This window comes from Nonlabens sp., assembly GCF_051251825.1.
Lineage (GTDB): Bacteria > Bacteroidota > Bacteroidia > Flavobacteriales > Flavobacteriaceae > Nonlabens.
The window spans coordinates 296084-320645 of record NZ_JBPOGG010000001.1; the positions used below are offsets into that span (position 1 = coordinate 296084).

Annotated in this window: 25 protein-coding genes; 13 read left to right on the forward strand and 12 right to left on the reverse strand. The window is 37.4% G+C overall.

All coding sequences use genetic code 11. The features are described from left to right. The first annotated feature begins 87 nt into the window (after nt 1-87). On the forward strand, nt 88-693 hold the full coding sequence (locus tag ACSHWW_RS01280; protein WP_435680591.1) for a superoxide dismutase: 606 nt from the start codon (nt 88-90) through the stop codon (nt 691-693). A gap of 117 nt (nt 694-810) precedes the next feature. Here the strand turns inward: ACSHWW_RS01280 and ACSHWW_RS01285 are convergent, their stop codons facing one another. The 4 genes from ACSHWW_RS01285 to purN form a co-directional block, all read right to left on the reverse strand. After that, a complete protein-coding gene (locus tag ACSHWW_RS01285) occupies nt 811-2709 on the reverse strand; it encodes an amidophosphoribosyltransferase (protein WP_435680592.1) in 1899 nt (632 codons plus the stop codon). Nucleotides 2710-2810: 101 nt separating this feature from the next. Next, the gene (locus ACSHWW_RS01290) at nt 2811-3731 is read right to left on the reverse strand and encodes a PfkB family carbohydrate kinase (protein ID WP_435680593.1); all 921 of its coding nucleotides are present in this window, start codon (nt 3729-3731) and stop codon (nt 2811-2813) included. Between the two features lie 50 nt (nt 3732-3781). After that, a complete protein-coding gene (gene rnhA, locus ACSHWW_RS01295; RefSeq protein ID WP_435680594.1) occupies nt 3782-4261 on the reverse strand; it encodes a ribonuclease HI in 480 nt (159 codons plus the stop codon). Beyond that, complete coding sequence (gene purN, locus ACSHWW_RS01300) at nt 4262-4825, reverse strand: phosphoribosylglycinamide formyltransferase (RefSeq protein ID WP_435680595.1); 564 nt, start codon at nt 4823-4825, stop codon at nt 4262-4264. 155 nt (nt 4826-4980) lie between these two features. Between purN and ACSHWW_RS01305 the strand changes: the two genes are divergently transcribed. The 5 genes from ACSHWW_RS01305 to pyk all read left to right on the forward strand — a co-directional run bounded on the left by ACSHWW_RS01305 (nt 4981) and on the right by pyk (nt 9355). Then, on the forward strand, nt 4981-5217 hold the full coding sequence (locus ACSHWW_RS01305) for an acyl carrier protein (protein ID WP_015361896.1): 237 nt from the start codon (nt 4981-4983) through the stop codon (nt 5215-5217). Between the two features lie 87 nt (nt 5218-5304). Continuing rightward, complete coding sequence (fabF, locus tag ACSHWW_RS01310; protein ID WP_435680596.1) at nt 5305-6552, forward strand: beta-ketoacyl-ACP synthase II; 1248 nt, start codon at nt 5305-5307, stop codon at nt 6550-6552. Nucleotides 6553-6567: 15 nt separating this feature from the next. Next, entirely contained in the window at nt 6568-7305 is a 738-nt protein-coding gene (gene rnc, locus ACSHWW_RS01315; protein ID WP_435680597.1) for a ribonuclease III, read from the forward strand. Between the two features lie 131 nt (nt 7306-7436). Continuing rightward, complete coding sequence (locus tag ACSHWW_RS01320) at nt 7437-7925, forward strand: IPExxxVDY family protein (protein ID WP_435680598.1); 489 nt, start codon at nt 7437-7439, stop codon at nt 7923-7925. Next, complete coding sequence (gene pyk, locus ACSHWW_RS01325; protein WP_435680599.1) at nt 7925-9355, forward strand: pyruvate kinase; 1431 nt, start codon at nt 7925-7927, stop codon at nt 9353-9355. The genes ACSHWW_RS01320 and pyk overlap by 1 nt, the downstream gene beginning before the upstream one ends. 1 nt (nt 9356) lies before the next feature. Here the strand turns inward: pyk and ACSHWW_RS01330 are convergent, their stop codons facing one another. Next, nucleotides 9357-9803 carry a PAS domain-containing protein gene (locus ACSHWW_RS01330; protein WP_435680600.1) on the reverse strand — a complete coding sequence of 149 codons (447 nt, stop codon included), beginning with the start codon at nt 9801-9803 and terminating at the stop codon, nt 9357-9359. 115 nt (nt 9804-9918) lie between these two features. Continuing rightward, the gene (gene dinB, locus ACSHWW_RS01335; RefSeq protein ID WP_435680601.1) at nt 9919-11004 is read right to left on the reverse strand and encodes a DNA polymerase IV; all 1086 of its coding nucleotides are present in this window, start codon (nt 11002-11004) and stop codon (nt 9919-9921) included. Nucleotides 11005-11042: 38 nt separating this feature from the next. Here dinB and ACSHWW_RS01340 point away from each other — a divergent pair, with 38 nt between their 5' ends. Beyond that, entirely contained in the window at nt 11043-11702 is a 660-nt protein-coding gene (locus ACSHWW_RS01340) for an NAD-dependent epimerase/dehydratase family protein (protein ID WP_435680602.1), read from the forward strand. 445 nt (nt 11703-12147) lie between these two features. Beyond that, complete coding sequence (locus tag ACSHWW_RS01345) at nt 12148-12612, forward strand: CYTH domain-containing protein (protein ID WP_435680603.1); 465 nt, start codon at nt 12148-12150, stop codon at nt 12610-12612. Here ACSHWW_RS01345 and pbpC read toward each other — a convergent pair whose 3' ends face one another. The 4 genes from pbpC to ACSHWW_RS01365 all read right to left on the reverse strand — a co-directional run bounded on the left by pbpC (nt 12613) and on the right by ACSHWW_RS01365 (nt 19223). After that, nucleotides 12613-14976: a penicillin-binding protein 1C gene (pbpC, locus tag ACSHWW_RS01350; RefSeq protein WP_435680604.1), complete on the reverse strand. Its 2364-nt coding sequence runs from the start codon at nt 14974-14976 to the stop codon at nt 12613-12615. It lies immediately after the preceding gene. A 592-nt stretch (nt 14977-15568) separates the two neighbouring features. Beyond that, on the reverse strand, nt 15569-16342 hold the full coding sequence (locus tag ACSHWW_RS01355; protein WP_435680605.1) for an NAD(P)H-binding protein: 774 nt from the start codon (nt 16340-16342) through the stop codon (nt 15569-15571). Further along, the gene (locus ACSHWW_RS01360; protein WP_435680606.1) at nt 16335-18740 is read right to left on the reverse strand and encodes a M28 family peptidase; all 2406 of its coding nucleotides are present in this window, start codon (nt 18738-18740) and stop codon (nt 16335-16337) included. Before ACSHWW_RS01360 ends, ACSHWW_RS01355 begins: the two co-directional genes overlap by 8 nt. 126 nt (nt 18741-18866) lie before the next feature. Continuing rightward, on the reverse strand, nt 18867-19223 hold the full coding sequence (locus ACSHWW_RS01365; protein WP_435680607.1) for a hypothetical protein: 357 nt from the start codon (nt 19221-19223) through the stop codon (nt 18867-18869). Nucleotides 19224-19419: 196 nt separating this feature from the next. Between ACSHWW_RS01365 and hemH the strand changes: the two genes are divergently transcribed. The 4 genes from hemH to ACSHWW_RS01385 all read left to right on the forward strand — a co-directional run bounded on the left by hemH (nt 19420) and on the right by ACSHWW_RS01385 (nt 22788). Further along, the gene (gene hemH, locus ACSHWW_RS01370; protein WP_435680608.1) at nt 19420-20451 is read left to right on the forward strand and encodes a ferrochelatase; all 1032 of its coding nucleotides are present in this window, start codon (nt 19420-19422) and stop codon (nt 20449-20451) included. A 272-nt stretch (nt 20452-20723) separates the two neighbouring features. Then, nucleotides 20724-21677 carry a hypothetical protein gene (locus ACSHWW_RS01375; protein WP_435680609.1) on the forward strand — a complete coding sequence of 318 codons (954 nt, stop codon included), beginning with the start codon at nt 20724-20726 and terminating at the stop codon, nt 21675-21677. 93 nt (nt 21678-21770) lie between these two features. After that, nucleotides 21771-22247: an acyl-CoA thioesterase gene (locus tag ACSHWW_RS01380; protein ID WP_435680610.1), complete on the forward strand. Its 477-nt coding sequence runs from the start codon at nt 21771-21773 to the stop codon at nt 22245-22247. A gap of 118 nt (nt 22248-22365) precedes the next feature. Continuing rightward, nucleotides 22366-22788: a hypothetical protein gene (locus tag ACSHWW_RS01385; protein WP_435680611.1), complete on the forward strand. Its 423-nt coding sequence runs from the start codon at nt 22366-22368 to the stop codon at nt 22786-22788. On the opposite strand, the gene ACSHWW_RS01390 is transcribed toward ACSHWW_RS01385, so the two are convergent. Both ACSHWW_RS01390 and ACSHWW_RS01395 read right to left on the reverse strand, forming a co-directional pair. Further along, nucleotides 22785-23681, reverse strand: a complete 897-nt coding sequence (locus ACSHWW_RS01390; RefSeq protein ID WP_435680612.1) for a DMT family transporter — start codon at nt 23679-23681, stop codon at nt 22785-22787. The two genes, ACSHWW_RS01385 and ACSHWW_RS01390, sit on opposite strands and share 4 nt — an antisense overlap. Then, nucleotides 23681-24034, reverse strand: a complete 354-nt coding sequence (locus ACSHWW_RS01395) for an arsenate reductase family protein (RefSeq protein WP_435680613.1) — start codon at nt 24032-24034, stop codon at nt 23681-23683. Before ACSHWW_RS01395 ends, ACSHWW_RS01390 begins: the two co-directional genes overlap by 1 nt. Before the next feature lie 59 nt (nt 24035-24093). On the opposite strand from ACSHWW_RS01395, the gene ACSHWW_RS01400 reads away from it, so the two are divergent. Next, nucleotides 24094-24549, forward strand: coding sequence for a DinB family protein (locus ACSHWW_RS01400; RefSeq protein WP_435680614.1), 456 nt, complete (start codon nt 24094-24096; stop codon nt 24547-24549). The last annotated feature ends 13 nt before the right edge of the window (nt 24550-24562 follow it).

The window sequence follows — 24562 nt, forward strand, 5'->3', positions numbered from 1 at the left end:
TATATTATAACATCAATAATTTTAACATATCGTAGTTTGTAATTAACTTTAGGCTTTCGTTATTAAATAATTAAAACCAAACATATTATGGCTTTTGAATTACCTAAATTAAACTATGCGTATGATGCGCTAGAACCACATATTGATGCAAGAACAATGGAGATTCACCATTCTAAGCATCATAATGGATACACAAACAACCTGAATAATGCTATCGAGGGAACTGATCTTGCTGGAAAGTCTATTGAAGATATTCTTCACAATTTAGATATGGATAATAAAGCAGTTAGAAATAATGGTGGTGGATTTTACAACCATAGATTGTTTTGGGAAGTAATGTCACCTAATGGTGGAGGAAAACCTACTGGAGATCTTGCTGCTGCAATAGATAAAGCATTTGGTTCTTATGATGCATTTCAAGATAAATTTGCAACTGCTGCCAAAACTCAATTCGGTTCTGGATGGGCATTTTTATGTGTGAAGGATGGTGCACTAGAAGTATGTGGAACACCTAATCAAGACAATCCATTAATGCCTGGTGTAGGTTGTGGTGGAACTCCTATTTTAGGACTTGATGTATGGGAACACGCATATTACTTAAATTATCAAAACCGCAGACCAGATTATGTAAGCGCATTTTTTAATGTGATCAACTGGGACGCCGTAGCTGAGAAATATAACGCTGCTAAGTAGTATTTAGTTACTAGTTAACTGATACCAGTTAAATGTATAATTGAAAAGCTCTAAAGTTTCACAAGAAACTTTAGAGCTTTTTTATGTTCAAAAAGTTATTTTACTAATAACCCGTCATCAATAAGCACGTCCAGCATTACCTTCAAAGAAGTTGATGTAAGCACGATTTACCACTCGATTACCACCTTTAGTAGGGTAGTCACCGGTGAAATACCAGTCACCTAAGTTTTTAGGACAGGCTTTATGAAGATTATCTACTGTTTGATATACGATTCTCACCTCTGCCTTTAGATCATCTTCAGACAGTAATTCACCTATTTTATCAGATACTTCTTGATCTGTAAATGGAGCATAAAGTTCCTTTACATAGTTGATCACATCTTTATCTTTAAACTCGATTTGGGATTTACATTTCTTATAAATTTCTTCCACAACAGCATAAGTTCCACGATCTTCATGTAAAGCAAGTGCTGCTTGAAAAGCAACTAAACCTTCAAGTCTCGCCATATCTATTCCATAACAATCTGGATACCTAATTTGTGGAGCACTAGAAACGACTACGATTTTCTTAGGCTTCAAACGATCCATCATTTTAAGAATGGATTTTTTAAGCGTCGTTCCACGCACTATAGAATCGTCTATTATTACAAGATTATCTTGCTCTTTTACGACTCCATACGTTACATCATATACGTGAGCCACGAGGTCATCACGAGAAGAATCCTCAGTGATAAATGTTCTCAATTTAGCATCTTTAATCGCGATCTTTTCAGTACGCAGCTTTCGCGAAAGCGTATCCTCAACTTGCTGAGCGGTCATTTTACCTTCACCTGCTATGATAGCATCTCGTTTTTGCTCGTTAAGAACAATATGAGCCGCTTCTACCATTCCGTAGAATGAAGTTTCGGCAGTATTAGGAATGTATGAAAATACAGTGTTATCGATGTCATGGTCTATAAATTCCATGATTTTAGGGAATAATAAATGCCCTAGTTTTTTACGCTCTTGGTAAATCTCTGCATCACTACCACGAGAGAAATAGATACGTTCAAAAGAACATGCTTTGCGCTCTAGCGGTTTAAGGATTTGTTGAATTTTTACTTTACCATTCTTTTTAATGATAATCGCATTTCCAGGATCGAGTTCTTTAACTTCTTCAAACGGTGCATTAAACGCCGTTTGAATCACTGGTCGCTCGCTGGCCACTACAACTACTTCATCGTTTTGGAAATAATAAGCTGGTCTTATACCAGATGGATCTCTTAACAAGAATGCATCTCCATGGCCCATGAGTCCACCCATGGCGTATCCACCATCCCAATCTCTAGCACTTTTCTTAAGAATTTTACCTACGTTGAGTTGTTCAGCGATTTTAGGTGAAGATTCCATTTTAGAAAGTCCTTCAGCCTTGAATTTTTTATATAATTTAGAAACTTCACGGTCTTGAAAATGACCTACTTTTTCCATCACTGTAACCGTGTCTGCCATATCCTTAGGATGTTGTCCTAATTCTACTAGCTTGTCAAATAACTCAAACACGTTAGTCATATTAAAGTTACCTGCCATAATAAGATTACGGTGCATCCAGTTGTTCTGACGCAAGAATGGATGAACAGACTCTATACTGTTTTTACCAAAAGTTCCATAACGCACATGACCCATCATCAATTCACCTATGTAAGGAATTTGAGCTTTTTGAGCAGCTACGTCATCTTTAATTCCAGGATTTTCTGTGAGCTCAGTATTAATACGATCGTTAATTTGAGCAAAAATATCTTGGATAGGTTGTGCCTCATTACTACGTACTCGAGAAATGTAACGTTGTCCTGGCTTTACATCTAGTTTGATACTTGCAAATCCAGCACCATCCTGACCACGGTTGTGCTGTTTTTCCATCATTAGGTACATTTTATTTATTCCATAAAATGCTGTCCCGTATTTCTCTTTGTAGTATTCAAGAGGTTTAAGTAATCTGATGAGTGCGATACCGCACTCGTGTTTTAATGGATCGCTCATGATGATATCTAAAGGTCAAAGTTAATACCATTTTAGAACAAAATCTAAAACTGATATAAATAAAAAGCCCTCAAATTTTTTGAGGGCTTTTTAATAGTTATTTACGCGTTTATTTCAAATTTAGTCAGCGCTTTAAACTGTTCTAAACGAGTGTTTATTTCGTCTTGTGTGATGGTTTGCATGCGCTCGGTTCCAAATTTCTCTACAGCAAATGACGCAAAGTTAGATCCATAAATAATAGCACGTTTCATGTTTTCAAAACTGTAGTCTTCGCTTGCTGCAAGAAATCCTGCAAATCCACCTGCAAACGTATCTCCAGCTCCGGTAGGATCAAATACTTCTTCTAGCGGTAAAGCTGGTGCAAAGAAAATTTCTTCATCATGAAATAATAATGCGCCGTGTTCTCCTTTTTTAATGACTACATATTTAGGACCCATAGAATGAATCTTACGCGCTGCAGCAACTAGTGAATATTCACCAGACAGTTGTCTTGCTTCTTCATCATTAATAGTAATCACATCTACTTTTGCAATAACATCATGTAACATATCCAGCGCACTATCCATCCAGAAGTTCATCGTGTCCAGAATGATCAATTTTGCATCTGGAGTTTGCTCGATAACTCCTAATTGAACGGCTGGATGTAAGTTTCCTAGCATCACAACTTCGGCATCTTTAAAAGATTGTGGTACAACAGGATTGAAATCTGCAAGAACGTTAAGTTCTGTCGCAAGTGTATCGCGAGTATTCATATCGTTATGATATTTACCAGACCAGAAGAACGTTTTACCGTCTTTTACTACTTCTATTCCTTCTATATTCATACCTCTGTTAGAAAGCATGTCTAGATATTCTTGTGGAAAATCTCCACCTACTACACTTACTAATCCTACTTCAGTATTAAAATGCGAAGCACTTAATCCTATAAAAGTGGCAGCACCACCTAAAATTTTATCTGTTTTTCCAAATGGTGTTTCAATAGCGTCAAATGCTACAGTACCTACAACTACGAGTTTGCTCATTCTTGAGAAATTTTTTGCAAAAGTACGGATTTGTCAACTCTTCAATAGCGTTAAAAAAGACCTTTTTCAGCAGCTTCAAACCCTTCATCCACTAGATGATTGCTTTTATTTAATGCAGCGCCCACGGCAAGTGCATCGCAACGTTCATTGATAGGGTGATCGTTATGACCTTTTACCCATTGCATTCTAGGCTGCGTGGCGTTAAATGCTTTAATGAAACGTTTCCATAGATCTGGATTCTTTACATTTTTCCATTTACGCTTGATCCACCCAGCAATCCAGTTTTTATTAACAGCGTCACTTACGTATTTACTGTCTGTAAAAACGGTGATTTGTACGTCAGTCATTTTAATTTTCTCGAGAGCTTCTATAACCGCAAGTAATTCCATGCGGTTGTTTGTGGTGCGTCTATAACCTTGAGAAAATTCTTTTTTATAATTTTTTCCTACCCATATCATGACTATTCCGTAGCCGCCAGGACCTGGATTGCCACGTGAAGAACCGTCAGTATAAATGTGTACTTGTTCCATTTAAGCGAGTAATTCTTCTATAACCATAGGGAAATGTAGATGTTCTAGCTCATGGATACGTGCCGCAAGATCATCGGCCGTATCATCTTTATGTACAGGACAAGTAAATTGCTCTATAATCGCTCCTTCATCATATTGCTCATTCACATAATGTATGGTGATCCCACTTTTTTCCTCTTTATTATCAATAATCGCACGGTGCACATTCATGCCGTACATGCCTTTTCCGCCATAATTAGGTAATAAAGCTGGGTGAATGTTAATAATTTTTTTTGGGAATAATTTTACGAGACTTTCTGGGATTTTCCATAAAAAGCCTGCTAGGACTATCATATCGGGTGATTCGGCTAGTAATAGAGATTCTACTTTTCCCGCTTTCGCGAAAGCGTACTTATTAAAACTCATCGCAGGAATATTATTTTTTTGAGCTCTTTCCAGCACATATGCTTGTGGCTTATTTGATAAAATCAAAGATATTTCTACAGATTCATTTTGAGAAAAATGATCTATAATTGCCTGAGTGTTAGTACCATTACCTGATGCGAGAATTACAATTTTCTTCATAAATTTTTATGGCAGGCTTGTTGTAAATCAACTGCCAGAGTTGAATTAATAATCATTATCAAATGCGATGGCAAGTTAACTCAAATAACTAAAAAGTGGTTTTATCACAAAGTTTGTTATTTTTGCCATTCATTTAAAATTAAAATTAGAAAATTATGTCAGACATTGCATCAAGAGTAAAAGCAATTATCGTAGACAAATTAGGTGTTGACGAAAACGAAGTTGTAACAGAAGCGAGCTTCACAAACGACCTAGGCGCAGACTCACTAGATACAGTTGAGTTGATCATGGAATTTGAAAAAGAATTTGATATCCAGATCCCAGACGATCAAGCAGAAAACATTGCTACTGTAGGTCAAGCTGTTTCATACATAGAAGAAGCAAAAGCGTAATACTTTTTTGGAGCTTAAAAATATCTTTAGGTCATTTATTGATTTTTTAAGGTATTTTTAAGCTCTTTAAGTATAAAGTTAAATTACATGGAATTAAAGCGAGTAGTCATCACCGGAATGGGAGCTCTTACACCTATAGGTAATAACCTAGAGGAGTATTGGGACGCATTAAAAGCAGGTAAGAGCGGTTGTGCTCCTATCACATATTTTGATACAGAACATTTCAAGACTAAGTTCGCTTGTGAAATCAAGAACTTTACAGTTACTGATTTTATAGACCGCAAAGAAGCTAGACGCATGGATCGTTTTGCCCAGTATGCACTGGTAGCAGGAGATGAGGCGATAGCAGACTCTGGATTAGACCTGGATTCTATAGATAAATATAGAGTTGGTGTCATTTGGGGTGCAGGAATAGGTGGTCTAGAAACTTTCCAGGAAGAAGTTAAGGCGTTTGCAGCTGGTAACGGCATACCGCGTTTTAATCCTTTCTTTATCCCTAAAATGATTGCAGACATAGCTCCGGCTCATATTTCTATTAAATATGGATTTATGGGACCTAACTATACCACAGTATCTGCTTGTGCTTCAAGTGCAAATGCTATGCTGGATGCAGTTAACTATATTAGACTAGGACATTGTGATGTGATTGTGACTGGTGGCTCTGAGGCTGCTGTAGCACAAGCTGGAATGGGTGGATTTAATGCCATGCATGCCTTATCAACTCGTAATGAAAGTCCAGAAACCGCTAGCCGTCCATTTGATGCGACGCGCGATGGTTTTGTTCTAGGAGAAGGCGCTGGTGCGCTGGTTCTAGAAGATTATGAATATGCAAAAGCTCGTGGAGCAAAAATCTATGCTGAGGTTATAGGTGGTGGTTTCTCCAGTGATGCATATCACATTACTGCTCCAGATCCTGAAGGACGTGGAGTTATAGCAGTAATGAAAAATACTCTACAGAATGCAGGAATCAATCCTGAAGATGTGGATCACATTAATACACATGGTACTTCTACACCATTAGGTGACGTGGCAGAATTAAAGGCGATTAAAGAAGTCTTTGGCGATCATGCCTCAAATATTAGTATCAACTCAACAAAGTCTATGACAGGTCACCTGCTAGGTGCCGCTGGAGCGATTGAGTCTATTGCAAGTGTTATGGCTATAAGAGAAGGAATTATTCCTCCTACCATTAACCACACTACTGTAGATGAAAACATCGATCCATCGTTGAGGTTAGTATTAAATAAACCAGAAAAACGTGAGGTTAACATTGCGTTGAGTAACACATTTGGTTTTGGTGGTCACAACTGCTGTATCGCATTTAGAAAAATCTAAGCGGTACTTTCTTAAATGAATCGGTTTAAAAAAATATTCTCCTCTCGCATTTCTACAGATGACGAGGCACTATCACGTGGAATAAAAAAAATTACTGGAGTTACTCCAAAGAATATCGATATTTATCGCAAAGCTTTTACTCATAAATCTATGAGCTTAAAAGATGATAAAGGGAATCCTATAAGCTATGAGCGATTAGAGTTTCTAGGTGATGCGATTTTAGGAAGTGTCATTGCAGAGTATATTTATAATGAAGTTCCTCATGGAGATGAAGGATATTTAACTAAAATGCGTTCCAAAATAGTAAGTAGGGAACATCTCAACGAGCTGGGAATGGATTTTGGCCTTATAGACTTTGCAAAAACGCAAGTGCCTGAACGTAATTTTGGGGCAAACGTACATGGGAATTTATTTGAAGCACTCGTAGGTGCTATCTATCTAGATAAAGGATATAAACGCACTCAAAACTTTATAAGTCGTCGTGTTATTGATCCTTATGTAGATATTGAAAAATTGGAAGGTAAGGTGATAAGCTATAAAAGCATCCTTATCGAGTGGTGTCAAAAACATAAAAATGTTTTCAAATACGACACTTATGAGGATACTGGCGTGAATGAAATCAGACACTTTTCTGTAAAGTTATCTATTGATAACCGAGTGGTAGCAAAGGCTAGAGCTACCTCTAAGAAAAAGGCTGAGGAAAAAGCTAGCAAGCGTGCGTTCTTTGCATTGCAAGACAAAATGAAGAAGTAAAAGTTCTTTGAATCACGCTTTTGCGTAAGCGATGTTACGATAACCATTTCGTAAAAAAAAGACGATTATTAGACTTATATAAATACTTAATTGTAGTTTGTCTGCTTAAATTTGTGGTAGAATAAGAAATTATGGCTACTTACAAATTAGATGGATGGGATTATGAGGAAGAGCCATATACGCTAGTAGGAATTCATTCTACTATGGAGCCTTATAGAATGGCTTATATGGTGAATAAATACTTAGGGTTAAAGTTTCACAGGACTGATGAGGATCAAGACGTGATTATGCCCAACTTTACAGTTAGATATCCTGTCTATAAATATGAAGATGTCATCAACTACACGACATTTTATTTAACGCCTAATAAATATTGGGCATCATTAAATACAGTGGTCAGTAGTGGAGGATTATTTGATAATCAAGAAGAGACTGAAGTTAAAACAGTACTTCTTAAAGAGTTTGCAAAAGTGGACTTTATCATTAAAGTAGAAAAAGAAGCTTCTTTTTTTCCTTTAAAGAAATTGATTAACGACTTAACAAAAATACCTCATGTCATTACAGCTTACCAGCTGGATGAACATGTCATAAAACAACAAGATTATTTAATTTTTGAATAATGCCAAAAACAAAAAAGACCAAAATCGTAGCAACATTAGGACCAGCAACTTCTACTAAGAAGGTATTGCTAGGAATGATGAAAGCTGGCGTAAACGTATTTAGAATCAACTTTTCACATGCAGATCATGAGGACGTAAGAGAACGCGTTCAAATGATACGTGACTTAAATGAAGAACATGGATTTGCTACAGGAATTTTAGGAGACCTTCAAGGTCCTAAGTTACGTGTAGGAGTTATGAAAGAAGAAGTAGTGGTACATCCTGGAGATGTGATTACAATTTCTACTGGAGAACCTTTTAAGGGAACTGCTGAGCGTGTTTACATGAACTATGAGCACTTTCCTAGAGATGTAAAAGCTGGAGAACGTATTTTACTAGATGATGGTAAACTAATGTTTGAAGTAGTAACTACTGATGGTAAAAAAGATGTAGTTACTAAAGTAATTCAAGGTGGACCATTACGTTCTAAAAAAGGTGTGAACCTGCCGCAAACTGATATCTCACTTCCTGCATTGACTGAGAAAGATATCGTGGACGCAAAATTTGCTTGTGAATTACAAGTAGATTGGATGGCACTTTCTTTTGTACGTCACAGTCGTGATTTAATGGAATTACAGGAATTAATTAAAGAGCATTCTGAGCACAAGATTCCTATCATAGCAAAAATCGAAAAGCCTGAAGCGGTAACAAACATTGATAAAATTGTTGCTTACTGTGACGGATTGATGGTTGCTCGTGGTGATTTAGGAGTGGAAGTTCCTGCTCACGAAGTGCCCCTAATTCAAAAGCAACTAGTTCTCAAAGCTAAGCAAGCACGTATTCCAGTAATTATCGCTACCCAAATGATGGAAACGATGATTACAAGTTTAACACCTACACGTGCAGAAGTTAATGATGTTGCAAACTCTGTAATGGATGGAGCAGATGCGGTAATGTTATCTGGTGAAACTTCAGTAGGTCAGTATCCTATTCAGGTAATTGAAAAGATGACAAGTATATGTAAATCTGTGGAGGATAGCGATTTGATTACTGTTCCTCATAGCGCACCGCATATCAAAACTAAAAGATATATCACTAAATCCATTTGTTATCACGCCGCAAAAATGGCCGATGATATCGACGCAAAAGCCATTACCACGATGACTAACAGTGGTTATACCGCATTTCAAATAAGCGCCTGGAGACCAGACGCACACATTCTTACCTTTACAAGTAACAAACGGATTCTCACGCAGTTGAGTTTATTATGGGGCGTTAAAGCGTTCTTATATGATAAATTTGTTAGTACTGATGAGACTATTGAAGATGTGAATCAATTTGCAAAAGATAAAAAGTTTGTGAAGAAAGGAGATTATCTGATTAATCTAGCAGCTATGCCTGTTACAGATAAAGGAATGGTTAATACACTAAGGGTTTCTGAGGTAGAGTAGTTTAAACAAAATACTCTGTTTCAAAAGCTATAAAATGAGACAACTCGCTTTTTCCATTAAAAATGGGAAATGCATGAATCTCGCAACCATAAGCCTCTTCGTTTTTACGATAATTAACAAGGCGAGCAGTAAAAGGCAATTCTTTTTGAATTGCCTTTTTTATGAGTAATTTTGAATTAGAATCTGTTTTATGACCTTGTAAAATACGTGGTTGATGACCTATTAATTCATAGTTTTCATAACCAGTCATTTTCTTAATATTCTCAGAACAACATTGAATGTTTAAATCTTTATCAGTAATCACAAGGCTATAACCTTGAAAATGAGAATAAGCGTCGAGAAAATAATTAAAATGCCAGTCGTTCTCCTCAGCTAGAATTTCCATGTGGTCAAACATTTCTGGATCTAGATTCCATAGTAATTTTCCAACTAAGTCCCAAGATAACATGGGTAATGATTTAATTTGTGATTGTATGGTGGCGTATTGGGAACTCTCTAATGTCATGATAATTCCAAAATTATAATAGTTTTAGATTTATTTCCTACATACGGTAGTTAAATTTTTAGAACGAAAATTTCAATTGAACTTCAACAAAATCTTTTTCTTCAACTTCAGTATTTAAGTTGGATAGAGTGATACCAAGGAGTCGCACGCTTTCACGGAATCCTTCTTGCTCCATTAATTCTATAGCCGTTTGAAGTATCAAATCTTTATTTCTTATAAAATGAGGCAAGGTTTTACTGCGTGTTTGGGTTTTAAAATCACTGTATTTGATTTTTAAAGTTACCGTTTTCCCTGCGACATTATTTTTAGATAATCGTTTTTCAATCTCCTCGGCGATTTGAACCAGTCGTTCTTTCATAAAAATCTCACTGGATATATTTTCAGAAAAAGTACGTTCTGCGCCCAATGATTTTCTAATACGGTCGGGTTTTACAGTACTGTGATGAATTCCTCGTACGATATTATAGTAATGGCTACCACTTTTACCGAAATGTTCTACAAGAAATTCTAGACTTTGCTCCTTTAAATGCGCACCAGTAAAAATACCCTGCATGTACATTTTCTCTGCAGTTACTTTACCTATTCCGTGAAATTTCCTGATGTCGAGCTCTTCAAGAAATGGAAGGACTTCATCTGGTGTGATGGTTTTTTGCCCATTAGGTTTATTATAATCGCTGGCAATTTTTGCTACAAATTTATTGATAGAAATTCCGGCGCTTGCGGTTAAACCTGTTGTTTCATAAATGCGCCTTCTTATATCATAAGCTATTACCGTTGCACTAGGATAATTAAGCTTGTTGTCAGTAACATCAAGATAAGCTTCATCAAGTGATAAAGGTTCTACGAGATCTGTGTAATCTAGGAAAATATCTCTTATTTGGGAAGATACCTTTCGGTATTCTTCAAATCTGTGCTTGACAAATATTAATTCTGGACACAATCTTTTTGCGGTAACGCTAGGCATGGCACTACGCACTCCGTATTTGCGAGCCTCATAACTTGCTGCTGCGACTACTCCACGATCACTGCCGCCGCCTACGGCAATGGGTTTTCCTTTTAATTCTGGAAAATCACGTTGTTCCACGCTCGCATAAAATGCGTCCATATCCACATGTATTATTTTACGATCTTCCAGTTCGTGCATGCTGCAAAATTACTACCTTTAAGTTCATAATTATGTTAATGAAATACTCTGCTGTTGTTATTGGTGCCACTGGACTTACAGGAAGTAAGTTAGTAGAATTATTGTTTGAAAATGAGCAGTATGAACGAGTGATTACGCTTTCGCGGAAGCGTACTAAACTCAACCACCGCAAACACGAATCACATATCGTAGATTTATTTGATCCTACTACTTATGCTGAATTTCTAAAAGCTGATCATTTATTTATATGTACGGGAACCACACAGGCCAAAACGCCCGAAAAAGAAAAATACTATAGAATCGAGCACGATTTACCAGTTCAAGTTGCTCAAGTCGCTTTAGAAAATGGGGTAAAAAAAGTCATCGCCATCTCAGCTCTAGGAGCAGATCCTGAAAGTAGGTTTATGTACAACCGTGGCAAAGGAGAAATGGAGCGTGATATTGAAAAGTTAGGTTTTCAAGAAGCTTATTTTGTACAACCGGCATTAATAGGTGGCGAGCGAGAAGAGCAACGCAAGTTTGAAAGTGCGTGGAAAAAGTTTCAAAAACTGATCGACCCATTACTCATAGGATATCTTAAAAAATACCGCACCATCGAACCAGAAACCATAGCTCAATCCATGATTTATATTGCTGTCAATGGCTATGAAAAATTCAGGATAGAAAGTGATGAGTTGAAGGTTATTGCTTTCTATTAGTTTACAGTCTCAGTCTCAGTCTCAGTCTCAGTCTCAGTTTCCAGTTTGCATATAAATGAAAGTTCGCACTGCTACAAGCTCAGTGACCACCTCAATACCCGTTAAAACTAGAATGCGTGGACTGAGGTGGTCACTGAGCTAGTCGAAGTGCTCTCGAAGGCCGCTATTGAACTTTGAAAATATTATGTGTCAGTTATAGAACGATATTAATTATAGTTTGAGAATTTAGTTTCATCATGTCTTCAGACCGCATTTCGAAAACCTCAATGCTCGTTAAAACTAAAATGCGAGGACTGAGGTGGTCACTGAGCTAGTCGAAGTGCTCTCGAAGTCCGCTTTTTTAAACCATAAACCTTAAACCTTGAACTTAGAACTTTGCCCTTTAAAACAAAGAACAACTTATAACTAGATACAAATTGATACCTTTCCGTTTTAAAACTACTTCATGCTCGAAATAGAACGCAAATTCCTAGTCAAGAACACCGACTTTTTAAAAGATCGCAAAGGAAAACGCATTACCCAAGGTTACCTCTCGACCGATCCTGCACGTACGGTACGAGTACGCATTAAAGGAGCTCAAGGATATATTACCATCAAAGGACAATCTACAGAAAGTGGATTGACTCGATATGAATGGGAAAAAGAAATTTCTATTGTAGAGGCAGAGGATTTACTGGAGCTCGCTTTACCAGGAGTCATTGATAAAACGAGATATGAAGTCATGATTGATCATCATACTTGGGAAGTAGACGCTTTTCACGGAACTAATAACGGATTAATAATAGCCGAAATCGAACTTCAAACCGAAGATGAAACTTTTACATTACCCAATTGGATAATTCAAGAAGTAACAGGTGATCCACGTTATTATAATTCTTATTTGAGTAAGAATCCATTTGTTGAGTGGTAGTTACTTAAACCTCAAACTCATCTGTATATCATTTCCATCCTCATCTACAGCTGTAATCACATGCAATCCAGCGGCTGCGCTTAATGCTATTTCATGGAATTCTTTGGTGCTGGTGATATAATCTTCATCGAGATACCAATACACCGTGGTATTAGGTATTTTATGAGCTAGTTCAAAAACGGTTTCATTCACCTTACCTTCTATATTTTTAGTAAGTGTGATCGTAGTTCCGCTATTAGGTCTTATAAAAGTCATCGCTTTTTCTTGAGGAGATTCACAGTCTGCTCGATAAGGTGGCAACGGTTCAAAATCAGGATGCGTGCGTCTGTAATACCAAGCCATTACTGGTGGTAGTGTGAAATAGGATTTAGAGACCATTTGTGAAACAGGTTCACAATCTGCATTTACCTGATAGGATTGTGTAGCGTCCAGTTGAACTACTTGATGATATGGACAGGAATCATAACGTTCTCCTACGGCAGGAATCCACTGTTTTTCAACTTCACAATCTATCGTGGCAAGATAGCCTGACTTCTTACATATATCTATTTCTACCATATCGTCATATGGCGGCGCAAACCATTCTTGCTGTGGTAATCTATTGAACAAGTCAAAAAGTACTGGCGCAGCGCTTTTTATTCCGGTCATTTCGGCTCGTCCTTCACCGTCGGCGTTTCCGGTCCATACACCTATGACATATTGAGGTGTGACGCCTATCGCCCATGCATCTCTATTCCCGTAACTAGTTCCTGTTTTCCAAGCCATGTTATGGTTGGGATTGAAAAAATGCCAAATCTCTTCGCCTTCTGGTCGGTTGACTTCTTTCATTGCTTCAAAAGTGTGGTAAATGCTTCCAGCTCCGTAGATATTGGGTGTCGTTTTTAAGTCCGCTTTCACTTCGACAGGCTCAGTGCGGCGCGCGGTCGCGTCTCCATCATCAACCACATAGTGTAAACCGTTCATCACGTTTTGATCGTACTCACTGCTGGTTTGTGTGTAGTCTTTTAAAATAGTAGCCATAGCGAGATAGGCATGACTCATGTCCCACAAACTGCTCTCGCCACCACCTATAATTAAGCTCAGTCCATAAGTTCCAGCGCCACGATTAACGTGGGATTGTTCTAGATCTTGCAATTTGTCATAGAAACGAGAAACACCATGGTCGCGCAACATACGTACGGCAGGAACATTTAACGAGCGTGATAAGGCTTGTGAGGCAGGAACGGCACCGCTGTAGGTTTTGTCAAAATTTTGAGTGTTGTATCCATTTATCACAGTAGGAACATCTTTAACTAGGCTATGCGGTAGTAACTCACCATTATCGAGCATGGTTGCATATAAAAATGGTTTGAGCACACTGCCAGTACTACGTGGAGCAGTGATGATGTCCACATCTTTCTGGTGTTCTCTGGTAGTAGGAGCATTTCCCACATAAGCAGATACCGATTGGTTTTCAATATCTAGAACCAGCATTGCTAGGTTGTTAATACCGTTTTGCTTGATGATATTATGATGATTCTGCACGATGCGGTTGACCGTTTCTTGCATTTGGTAATCAATCGTAGTTCTTATTTTTTTAGTGCCGTATTGCTTATTTGCTCTATTCAATAAATGAGGTGCCAGTTGTGGTACTCTAAAATCTCGTGTAGGAACAGATTCTGATACGGCGAGCTCATAATCCATATCATCAATAATGTTTTCCTCTTTTAATTTGAGGAGCAACGCATCTCGTTTTTCTCTAAGTTGGCTTTCTCTTTTCCCTGGATAAATTAAACCTGGTGCGTTAGGTAAAACAGCCAGTGTAGCACTTTCTGCCCAGCTGAGCTCATGTGGTTTTCTACCAAAATAGCGCCACGACGCCATATCTAGTCCTATTACATTTCCACCATAAGGCGCATGAGAAGCGTAGAGTTCTAAAATTTCTTCTTTGGAAAGTCTCAACTCAAGCCTTGTTGCCCAAATAAGTTCTATAAATTTCTCGTAGTATTTTCTATCCTGTTTTCGCGCAAGCCTAATCACTTGTTGGGTAATCGTGCTTCCACCACGCACCACTTTTCCAGCACTTATGTTTTCCTTAAAAGCTTTACCAATAGAAATAGGATTAAAACCTGGATGAGAATAAAAGTGTGCATCTTCATACTGCAACAAGCACTTTTTATATTTATAGGGAACACTGTCCACCGCAGGAAATCGCCATTGATCATCTCGAGCAATATGTGCGTCGAGCAAGCGGCCATCGCTACTTTCTATAACGGTAGAATACGGAACATCAAATAATTGATCAGGCAAACAGAATGCATACCACACAAGTAAAATAGTGGCAACAACTAGTTTTATTTTATGCTTAAAGAGAAATTTTTTCACTGCTGAAAGCTAAGAATAGTTTTATAAATATGTTGATTGCTATACATCTATTTGTAACTGTCATTCTGAACCTGCCTGCCGGCAGGCAGGTTTATTTCAGAATCTGCAATTGATGGAACTGTGTGATTTTTTTCACTAAGTCATTTGTTTAGTTTCCGTTCCCCAGCCCTATAGGGTGCGGAAACCGATCGCGTTTATGTTTTCAATAAATTTCTAATAGAAAATGGGATCTAGAAACCTTTCCCTTTAGGGTTAGGGAAAAAAGGTTTCGGCGTTATTTATAACTCCAAACCTCACAGGTTTTGGTTTTAATAATTACAGGATTTCAGGACTCAGAGAATTTGTATATCCTATGATGATAATTAAAGCGAAACCTGTGAGGTTGGGCTAGGAGCTTTTTAAACCGTCATTACGAGAAGCAACAGCGACGAAGTAATCTGCTAGTGATGAAACTGTATGGTTTTTACACTGAGTCTTTTGTTTAGTTTCCGTTCCCCAGCCCTAAAGGGTGCGGAAACCGATAACCTTATTACTTTAAAACCTGTCATTGAGAGAAGCGACAGCAACGAAGCAATCTGCAATTGATGAAAACCTAATTATACAAAGACTCTATCTTCTTCCCAACTGATGTCCCAGTTTCATCAAATTCAGGTGCTTCCAAACCAAATTCTGCTGCTTTTTGAGAATAGTATTTTTTTCTCGTTTCATGCGGTTCACTTATGGCATGAACGACAGGAGCTTCTAATTCTCCAGTTATGAGTTGTTTTACGATTTCAATGACGTGATCTCGATGAACAAGATTTATAGGCGCATCTGGATTTGAAACGCCTTTGCGACCTGCGAGCATTTTAATTGGGTTTCTATCGCCACCTATTAAACCACATGGTCTGAGAATAGTTGTTTTTTCAAATAGTTCCTGTACGACTTGCTCTGCAGCATGAATCTTTTTGCCGTTGTTGCCTCGGCTGTTTGGGATGTTTTTTTCGTTATAAATTGGTATTTCTAGAGCATCTTGAAAAACCGAAGTGCTCGAGACAAAAATCACATGTTCAACAGTTGCCGTATTTACAAAAGTCATGAGTAATCTCATTCGTTGTGCAAAGTCACTTTCAGGATTCTTCCGCAAGCCTGGCGGTATATTGATAAACAACACATCAATCTCTTTCAAGAAATCTGCAACGTCACCGTAGAGTTTGTCTTCCTTTAAATCGAGAATATAGGTATCTATTCCAGCAGCTTTTAAGTCGGCTAGTTTATCTACATGTCGTACGGTTCCTTTTACGGGAAATCTGTCTTGTACAAGTTGTTTTCCTAGCTCAAGACCTAACCAGCCACAGCCTAAGATACCGATTGTTTTCTTATTCATTTGATGGAATAGAGTCTGTTACTACGGCTGGTTTTGTTAAGGTTACATAGCGTTTTCTCAACACCGCATCGTTGAGTACAAACGGCATACTCATTTGGTTGAGTGGTCTTGCTTTTACGTCTAGCGCTTTGGTTTTTAATAAGTCAAATGAAGCTGCATAGAATTGGAATTGAGGTTCCACGTCTGCTTTAAAGGTGAGTTCTAGTTCCAGTGGCTCGTTGTTAGTCACGTAGTAACTCAATAGACGATTTCCCCATCGGTTAGGCAGTGCTTTTTTGGACACTTTGGCTTTGTAAACTTCTTTGCCATTTACTTTTCCGTCTTCAAATACATAAGATGTATCGCAAAAAACTTCTAATCGCTGGATCACAGATTCACTGTAAATTTTCATTTTCACCGTTCTTAAATCGGCATGCAGGCTGTCTATTAAAGTTTCCACTTTTACCGGTGCGAGTTCTTTATAAGGTGCGGTTGCTGCATAGCTGAATCCGGTTCCATACTTAGAATCGATGGTGTTTTTGTTGAGTGTGCTCGCTTTTTCTGGAGCGTCGCCCAGTTTTGCACGTGTCCAGTCGGTGAGTACTTCATCATAGGTTGCCCATTGTGCGGTTTGCTCGTCTTGATTCTGGATATACACTAAGCTAGTGGATTGTGGTTGAGATGGTGAGAAGTCAGCTTTCGCGAAAGCGTATCCCACACAAACTACCGTTGCCACCATAGCCATAAAAGCTAGTAAATCTTTCCTGCGGTAATGTCCAAAAACAGGAACCAATAAACCGAAAATTAAAGTTGTTAATATACCTGCAACAAACAGAATTCCCATTCCTAGTGCTACTGGAAATGCCTTAACAAACGGTACAAATATGAATAGCGCTGGAATAGCGAGCAGCAATAGTAGTATGTAACTAGGTTTGCGCTGGTTGATATTGAGCCATACCATGAGCAATCCTGCAAATAGTGGTACTAGAAAAAATCCTGCACCTGGTAGAAATACGTCTGGAATCAAGCCGCCATCGCCCACTGGAAATGCGATCAATAAACAAATGAGCCACAAAATAAATAATGGTGCGATACTCAAACTCGCAACATTTTCTTTCTTGTAATATTTATGATATAAAAAGAAGCATAAAGTCACTGCTGCCATAGCTGCCGCTGCAATGAGCCAGTATCCATTATAAGGAAATCCATGCTGTTGATCGATGTAGAAATCACCATTTTTAATAGCTTTCCAACCATACATTCCTAACAAAATACTGATGATTAAACTTCCTAAAAACGGAACAAATCCACCTAAAACTTGAAGGAAGTTAATGCGCCTTTTGCGGATTCCGTAGATGACTAAAAGCACTAATAATAAACCGCTACCAATGATTAACAAAGGCAACCAACTGAATGGGAAACTGACCATTTTAAGAATGGGCATAGGGAAAAACACATCATCATCGCCTAGTTCCGTTTTTAATTCATCACTTAAATCTAAGTTAGAAAAGTGATTCATTAATGGCATGAGGTAGGAACCTTGATGAGCTAGTGTGTTTCTATCCAAGCGCTCATAATTATCCAGCTCTGTATGGTAATCATAATGATCGCCTATGAACGCAAAGTTGAGGCCGTTGATATCACCTTCTTGTCTGAAAACGGTAAGATCCGTATCATTAGGAATCATTTTATAAATACTGTATGCGAGCGAGTTTGCCACTGGATATTCCACACCAGCAGCTGAGAATTCTTTGATGATTTTACGGTTTCCACCATTTGTTTCTAGCAGCATGTAACTAGGTCCACCGCTACCACGTGCTTCAAAGTTGAGTACCATCGCCACTTCTTGTGCCCATGGATGCTCGTTTACAAAAAGCTCTGCGCCGTTGAGTCCTAGTTCTTCAGCATCAGTAATACATATGATGATGTCGTTTTGCGGTTGATTATTTTGAGCTATAAATGCGCGTACACCTTCTAGAATGGTGGCAACTCCACTTGCTGCGTCACTGGCTCCTTTACTAGAATGTGGATCACTATCGTAATGGCTGAGTAGTAAGAGTGCTTTGCCGTTTGAATTTGAACCTTTTATACGTGCAAGGATATTTTCTGGATGAGCTAGATTTCCCCATGGATCCATGGTGTAACCTTTTTGTGTAGTGACGTTAAGTCCTATTCCTTCTAGTTCGCCAATGATATAATCTCTCACGTCATCATGAGCAGCGCTACCTACGTGATGCGGCTCTACAGACATAGTTTTTACATGTTCCAGTGCACGCGCCGTGGACCATTCTGTTACGGCAACATTATTTTCTACTGCAGGAGATGGTGTCTGGCTATAAAACACGTACCATACTAAAGCAATAATTGCCAGAAAGGAAAGCGCTGACGATAAATGGGATTTAGGTTTGAAGGTTCTCATTATTTAGGTTTTTGGTGGTCTTTTGTTTTAAAATCAAAATCAAAAAACATTATAAAGGTATTAGAAATTTGCTTAGTCAATTGAGTGGAAACTGCCTACTGCTTACTAAATGACTGCCTACTCAAATCAAGTTTCCCTTTTTACAATCAAATAGTAATCATCATCCATAGGAAGATATCCTTGATCATAAACGAAGTAATAAACGGTGCCTTTTTTAGTAGTATAAATACTGGTAAATAGTGTGAAGTCAAAACCGTTTGCGAGCAATTTATTGCGCGTGGTTTTGGTTTTGTCTTTTGGGTTGAGTTCATGGAGCACACGCCAGTTCTTGCGCAGTCTATTATTGATATTGCGCATGAGAGCGTTGCTGTCTCTGTTCAGCTTATTATTTGCAACGTTGCGACAGTAATCGCTACAAAAACGCTTGTCTGCTCGACCACGTATTTCTTCATTACATTCTGGACATTTCTTTTGAGCTGCCATAAATAGTATTTTGATAAAGGTACTAAATGTTTGTAAACGGATAGGTTAGTAAAAGTCAAGATACCTGAATTATAAATTGTAAAAAGTATATAACAATAAGATGATATGAGGTGTGAGATTAATAAAGTAAAGAATTTGGTAATTTACTAACAAGTGCAACGACTATAAAACCTCTATTTTTGCACAAAGCCGTACTATGAAAAAAGGAGTTTTAATGGTCAATCTGGGTTCACCAGATAGTCCTAACCCTAAAGACGTTAAAAAATATCTTGATGAGTTCTTAATGGATGAACGCGTTATAGATTTACCCTATATTTTGAGAGCAATTCTGGTAAAAGGAATCGTACTCAACACTAGACCTAAAAAAAGCGCCGAGGCATATAGCAAAATCTGGTGGGAAGAAGGAAGTCCTTTAATTGTGCTTTCTGAACGATTACAAGAAAAAATTGATGGATTTACTAGTGTGCCTATTTCCTTAGCGATGCGTTATGGTTCTATCTCCATAGAAAAAGGACTTCAAGAGTTGAATGATAAAGGTGTAGATGAGGTATTAATAATTCCGCTATATCCTCAATTTGCGATGGCAACTACAGAGACTATTCTCGCACTTGCTGAGGAGTTGCGTCAGGAACATTTCCCGCACATGTCATTCACGACCATGCCGCCATTTTATAATCATCCCGATTACATAAGAGTGCTCTCTGAGTCTATCAAAGAATCGCTGGAAGGTAAAGATTATGAACACTTACTGTTCTCATATCACGGCGTTCCTAAAAGACACATTAGAAAAAGTGATATCACAAAAAGCCATTGTAAAATGGATGGTAAGTGTTGTGCGACTCCATCGCCAGCACATGAGTTTTGTTACAGTCACCAGTGTAAAGAAGTAACACGTTTAGTAGGTGAATATCTAGAAATGGAAGATGGCACGTACTCTACAAGTTTCCAATCACGACTAGGTTTTGATCCATGGTTGACTCCATATACAGATCGTACGATTGAGAAAATGGGATTAGGTGGCACTAAGAAAATGGCGATTGTCACACCAGCCTTTGTAAGCGATTGTCTAGAAACACTAGAAGAAATTGCTATGGAAGGAGAAGAAATTTTCCACGAGGTAAACGGAGAAGAATTTCATGTGATACCATGTTTAAATACCAGAGCAGATTGGGTAAAAGTGCTATCTCGATGGATTGATGAATGGGCGATGAGTGAGGTGACAGCTTAGTTGTTGAATCTCGCTTCCGCGAAAGCGTTTACAAACTTTCAATTTGATTTTATACTTAAAGGACCTTTTTATCGAAGGTCTTTTTTAATTGAGGAAAACGGTAAATTCAAAAGGCATGGTATTTATGGGTCGCCATGAAGAAGTTGAAGCACAGTAATTAACCTAAAATAATGCTCTTAATCGATGATGATAGTGAATAGGGTTAAACTATCCTAAAAGTTTCTTTTAAGTGAACTTTTCTTACCAGTTTTGCATTCAATAATTATATTGTTATGTACAAAATTTTATTTTTCTTTTTATTGCTGTCTGCTTCTATACAAGCACAGGTAGGAATAAATACAGATCAACCTCAAGCGGCACTAGATATAGTTTCAACTGAATCTGGAATGCTTATCCCTAGAGTAGAATTGATTAACACTGGAGATACTACTACTGTCATTAATCCCGATGGGACCTCATTACCTAAATCAACATTAGTGTACAACACAGCTACTAGAAATGATGTAGAGCCTGCATTTTATTATTGGAATGGAGTTGATAAATGGCTCAGACTATTAATAGCTGATGATAACGAAGACATTTGGAAAGCAAATCCTTCTAAAAACCGTATAGAAATTGATAAATTGAGCGATGGAACTACTGACAGGCCTAATAATAATGTTTATATAACAGATGAAAGTCAGCTGATTATAGATCAAGTAGTTACTAATAATGATAACGGTGGTTCTCGTAAGATTCAAGTTTATAATGGTGATATTGCTTATTATTCAAACATAGATAGTAAGAGTGCATTTGGATATTTAGGACATAAATCTCGAGGAAGTATCACGACTCCTACTACAGTGCAAGCTGGAGATGATGTCTCTGCTCTATATTCTCTTCCATATAACGGGATTGAGTATAAGTTATCATCTTATTTCATGCAAGGAGTAGACCCATCTTGGGATGGTACTAATCCTATTATTCCAGGGAATTTTCAATTTCACACTAGGTCTACCACTTCAGGTCTAGCTGGTGAAAAAATGAGAATTACCCATGATGGAAACGTAGGAATCAACACCACATCTCCTACTGAGAAACTTGAAGTTGTAGGAACTATTAAAGCTACCGATATTAATTTTACAGGAATTCCGTCTTTTAGCAGTCAAGCGCAGGCAAATGCATCTACTTCGTTGACATCAGGTGATGTTTATCGAATAGGAAATAATTTAAAAATCAAAATATAAATTACGCTTTCGCGAAAGCGCACTTATAAATATTTTTTAAACTCCTTATCTACTTCTCATCACTGTAATATCTTTACTCAAAATTGAGAGAAGATGTACACCAAAGAATTTGACGTAAGATGGAGTGACCTGGATGCTAACAGGCACATGGCAAATAGTGCCTACCAGAATTTTATGAGCCACACACGTATGGCGTTTTTAATCGATAACGATTTTGGACAGCGAGAAATGGCTCAGTATGAAACTGGCCCAGTTATTTTTAATGAGAATATCTACTATTTTAAAGAAATACATCAAGGAAAACCTATTACGGTAAGTTGTGAAGTTACTGGGATGAGTGAAGATGGTAGCTTATTCAGTTTTAGGCATAATTTCTATGACTATAAAGGTCGCAATGTTGCTCGAGGATTGATGACTGGAGCATGGATGAACTTGAGAGAACGTAAAATTACTGCGCTCCATCACGATTTACACGTAAAGATTAAAAATTTCCCGATGGCTGGTGATTTTAAAATCATGAGTAAAGAGGACACACGTTCTCATGGTGAAATCCCTGTAGATATCAAATAATTAGGTAGTTAATCGTTTGTAATTGTGGAATGTAACTTGAAATAGTGTAGTTGGTCGTTTTTAAATTATTGCTCTTGCAATTTTTTTATTTTTAAGTGTTTGCTGCTTAAATTTGAAAATGTCAACGATTAGAGAATCCATATTTTACTCTGAAGTTATTAAAGAAATGAATTTGCCTTATGGTGATTTCTATTTTTTTGAAGGCTTTATCGTTTCTGAGATTTTTGAAGGTGTGAATTTCACATGGGAAGAGGCTAAACCTGTTATTTATGAAGCTAGCTCTTTTTATAAACATTTAAATGGTGAATTGATTTACATTTCAAATCGTATCAATAAATATTCTGTTAAGCCTATCGACTGGCTCAACTTTGCCACCTATTCTTTTACATTAAAAGGATACGGTGTTATCAATTACTCTAATACGGGAACTTTAAATTCTAAACTTGAGGCCATGTTTGTAAAGTCTAAGTTTAAAACCTTTACAAGTATCATGGATGCATTGCAATGGGCAGCTCGCTTAACTAATGATGTGAACGCCTAACTATTCTTTTTAGGAATACTCGTAATAAATACACCGCTAAAAATTAATAATCCTGCTATTAATTTATATCCTGTGATTTCATCCTTGCCTAATCCTACAGCTATTAAAGTAGCTAGTAACGGCTGTAAATAAACAAAAACAGCTACTACACTAGGTTTCAAGGTTTTTATGGCAATTATATTAAGCATGTAGGTCCCAAATGTAGCAAACAGAACTACATAACCTATATAAAGTAATGTGTCCATACTTGCAGCACCAAAATCAAATGCCAGTCCTTCCATAATACCAAATGGAGTTATTAGTATCACTCCAAATAAGTATAACCATTTCATTAATGTAAATACGTGATATTTGGTAGTCAGCTTTTTAGCAAGGACTATATAGAAAGAGTAGGAAATCGCATTAACAAAAATCAAAAAATTCCCTAATACAGGATCTGTTGCGTTTTCACTACTACCATTACTTGATAAAAAGATAAGTAATGCAGCTCCAGAAAACCCTACTAGAATACCTAAGATACGACTTGCGTATAATCGTTCTTTTAAGAAAATAGCACTCAGCACTAAAACGATAATAGGCGTAGTCACCATAAGAACTGACGCACTTATGGGTGATGTGAGAGAAAGCCCTTTCATAAATGTCAGGATATTAAAACCTACACCGCAAAATGCTGCAAGAGCTATAAGTGGTAATTCCTTAAGTGGCACTTTTTCTCTAGGTCCTATAAATGTGGCTATAACCCAAAAAATAGCACAAGTAACTAGTACTCGATACCACGATAGTCCATATGGACCTATATGTTCAGGAGTTACTTCCTTTGCCGCGGTAAAATTATAAGCATAAAATAATGCTACGAGAAATCCGCAAATAATCGCAATGGTACGTTTGCTCATTATAAAAGAGATTCTTTGGCAGCAGCTACAACTTTCTTGCTGTTACCTATGTATGCTTTATTGTTATAAATAAGAATAGGTCTCATTATAAAAGTATAATGATCTAGGAGTAGATTTTTATAATCTGCTTCAGTGAGATTTTTTTCATGGAGTCCGCGGCCTCTGTAAAGTTGAGCACGTCTATTAAAAAGACTCTCATAAGAACCAGATTGTTCTTTTAGAAATTCTATTTGCTCTAGTGTTACGGGTTGCTCTTTTGTATTTTGTAAAGCGACACTTGCAGGTAAGTTTAATTCTGCTTGAATACGTTTACAAGTGTTGCAGCTTTCTAGATAGATAAATAGATTTTTCATATTGCAAAATTACAAAAGCAACTTGCTTTATGAATACCTTTAACCAAAGCTTTTTAAAAATGGATATTAGATTTGAACATAATTTACGCACTAGGCAATATTTCTTCGATTTTTTAGACCAGTTGAGTGCTGAAGAATTAAACAAGATTTCTGAAGGATTCAGTAATAATATACTTTGGAATACCATCCATGTGATGGTGAGTCAGCAAGCCTTGCTTTATGCGCTTTCGGGATTAGATCAAGGCGTTCCTAAAGAATTATCTTTACTATATCGCAATGGTACAACACCAGAGGAATTTGTGGACGCTGCAAAAATTCAAGTTTATAAGGAAATGCTTTTACCTCTGTTACATAAAACTATTGAAGATTACAACGCTGGATTATTTGTAAATTTTAAAGAATACACGACCAGTACAGGATATGTTTTAAGAGACATAGATGAAGCTATCAATCTCAATAATATTCATGAAGGAATTCATCTAGGATATTGCTTAGCATTGAAAAAAGCGCTCTAAACCGTTTTAAATA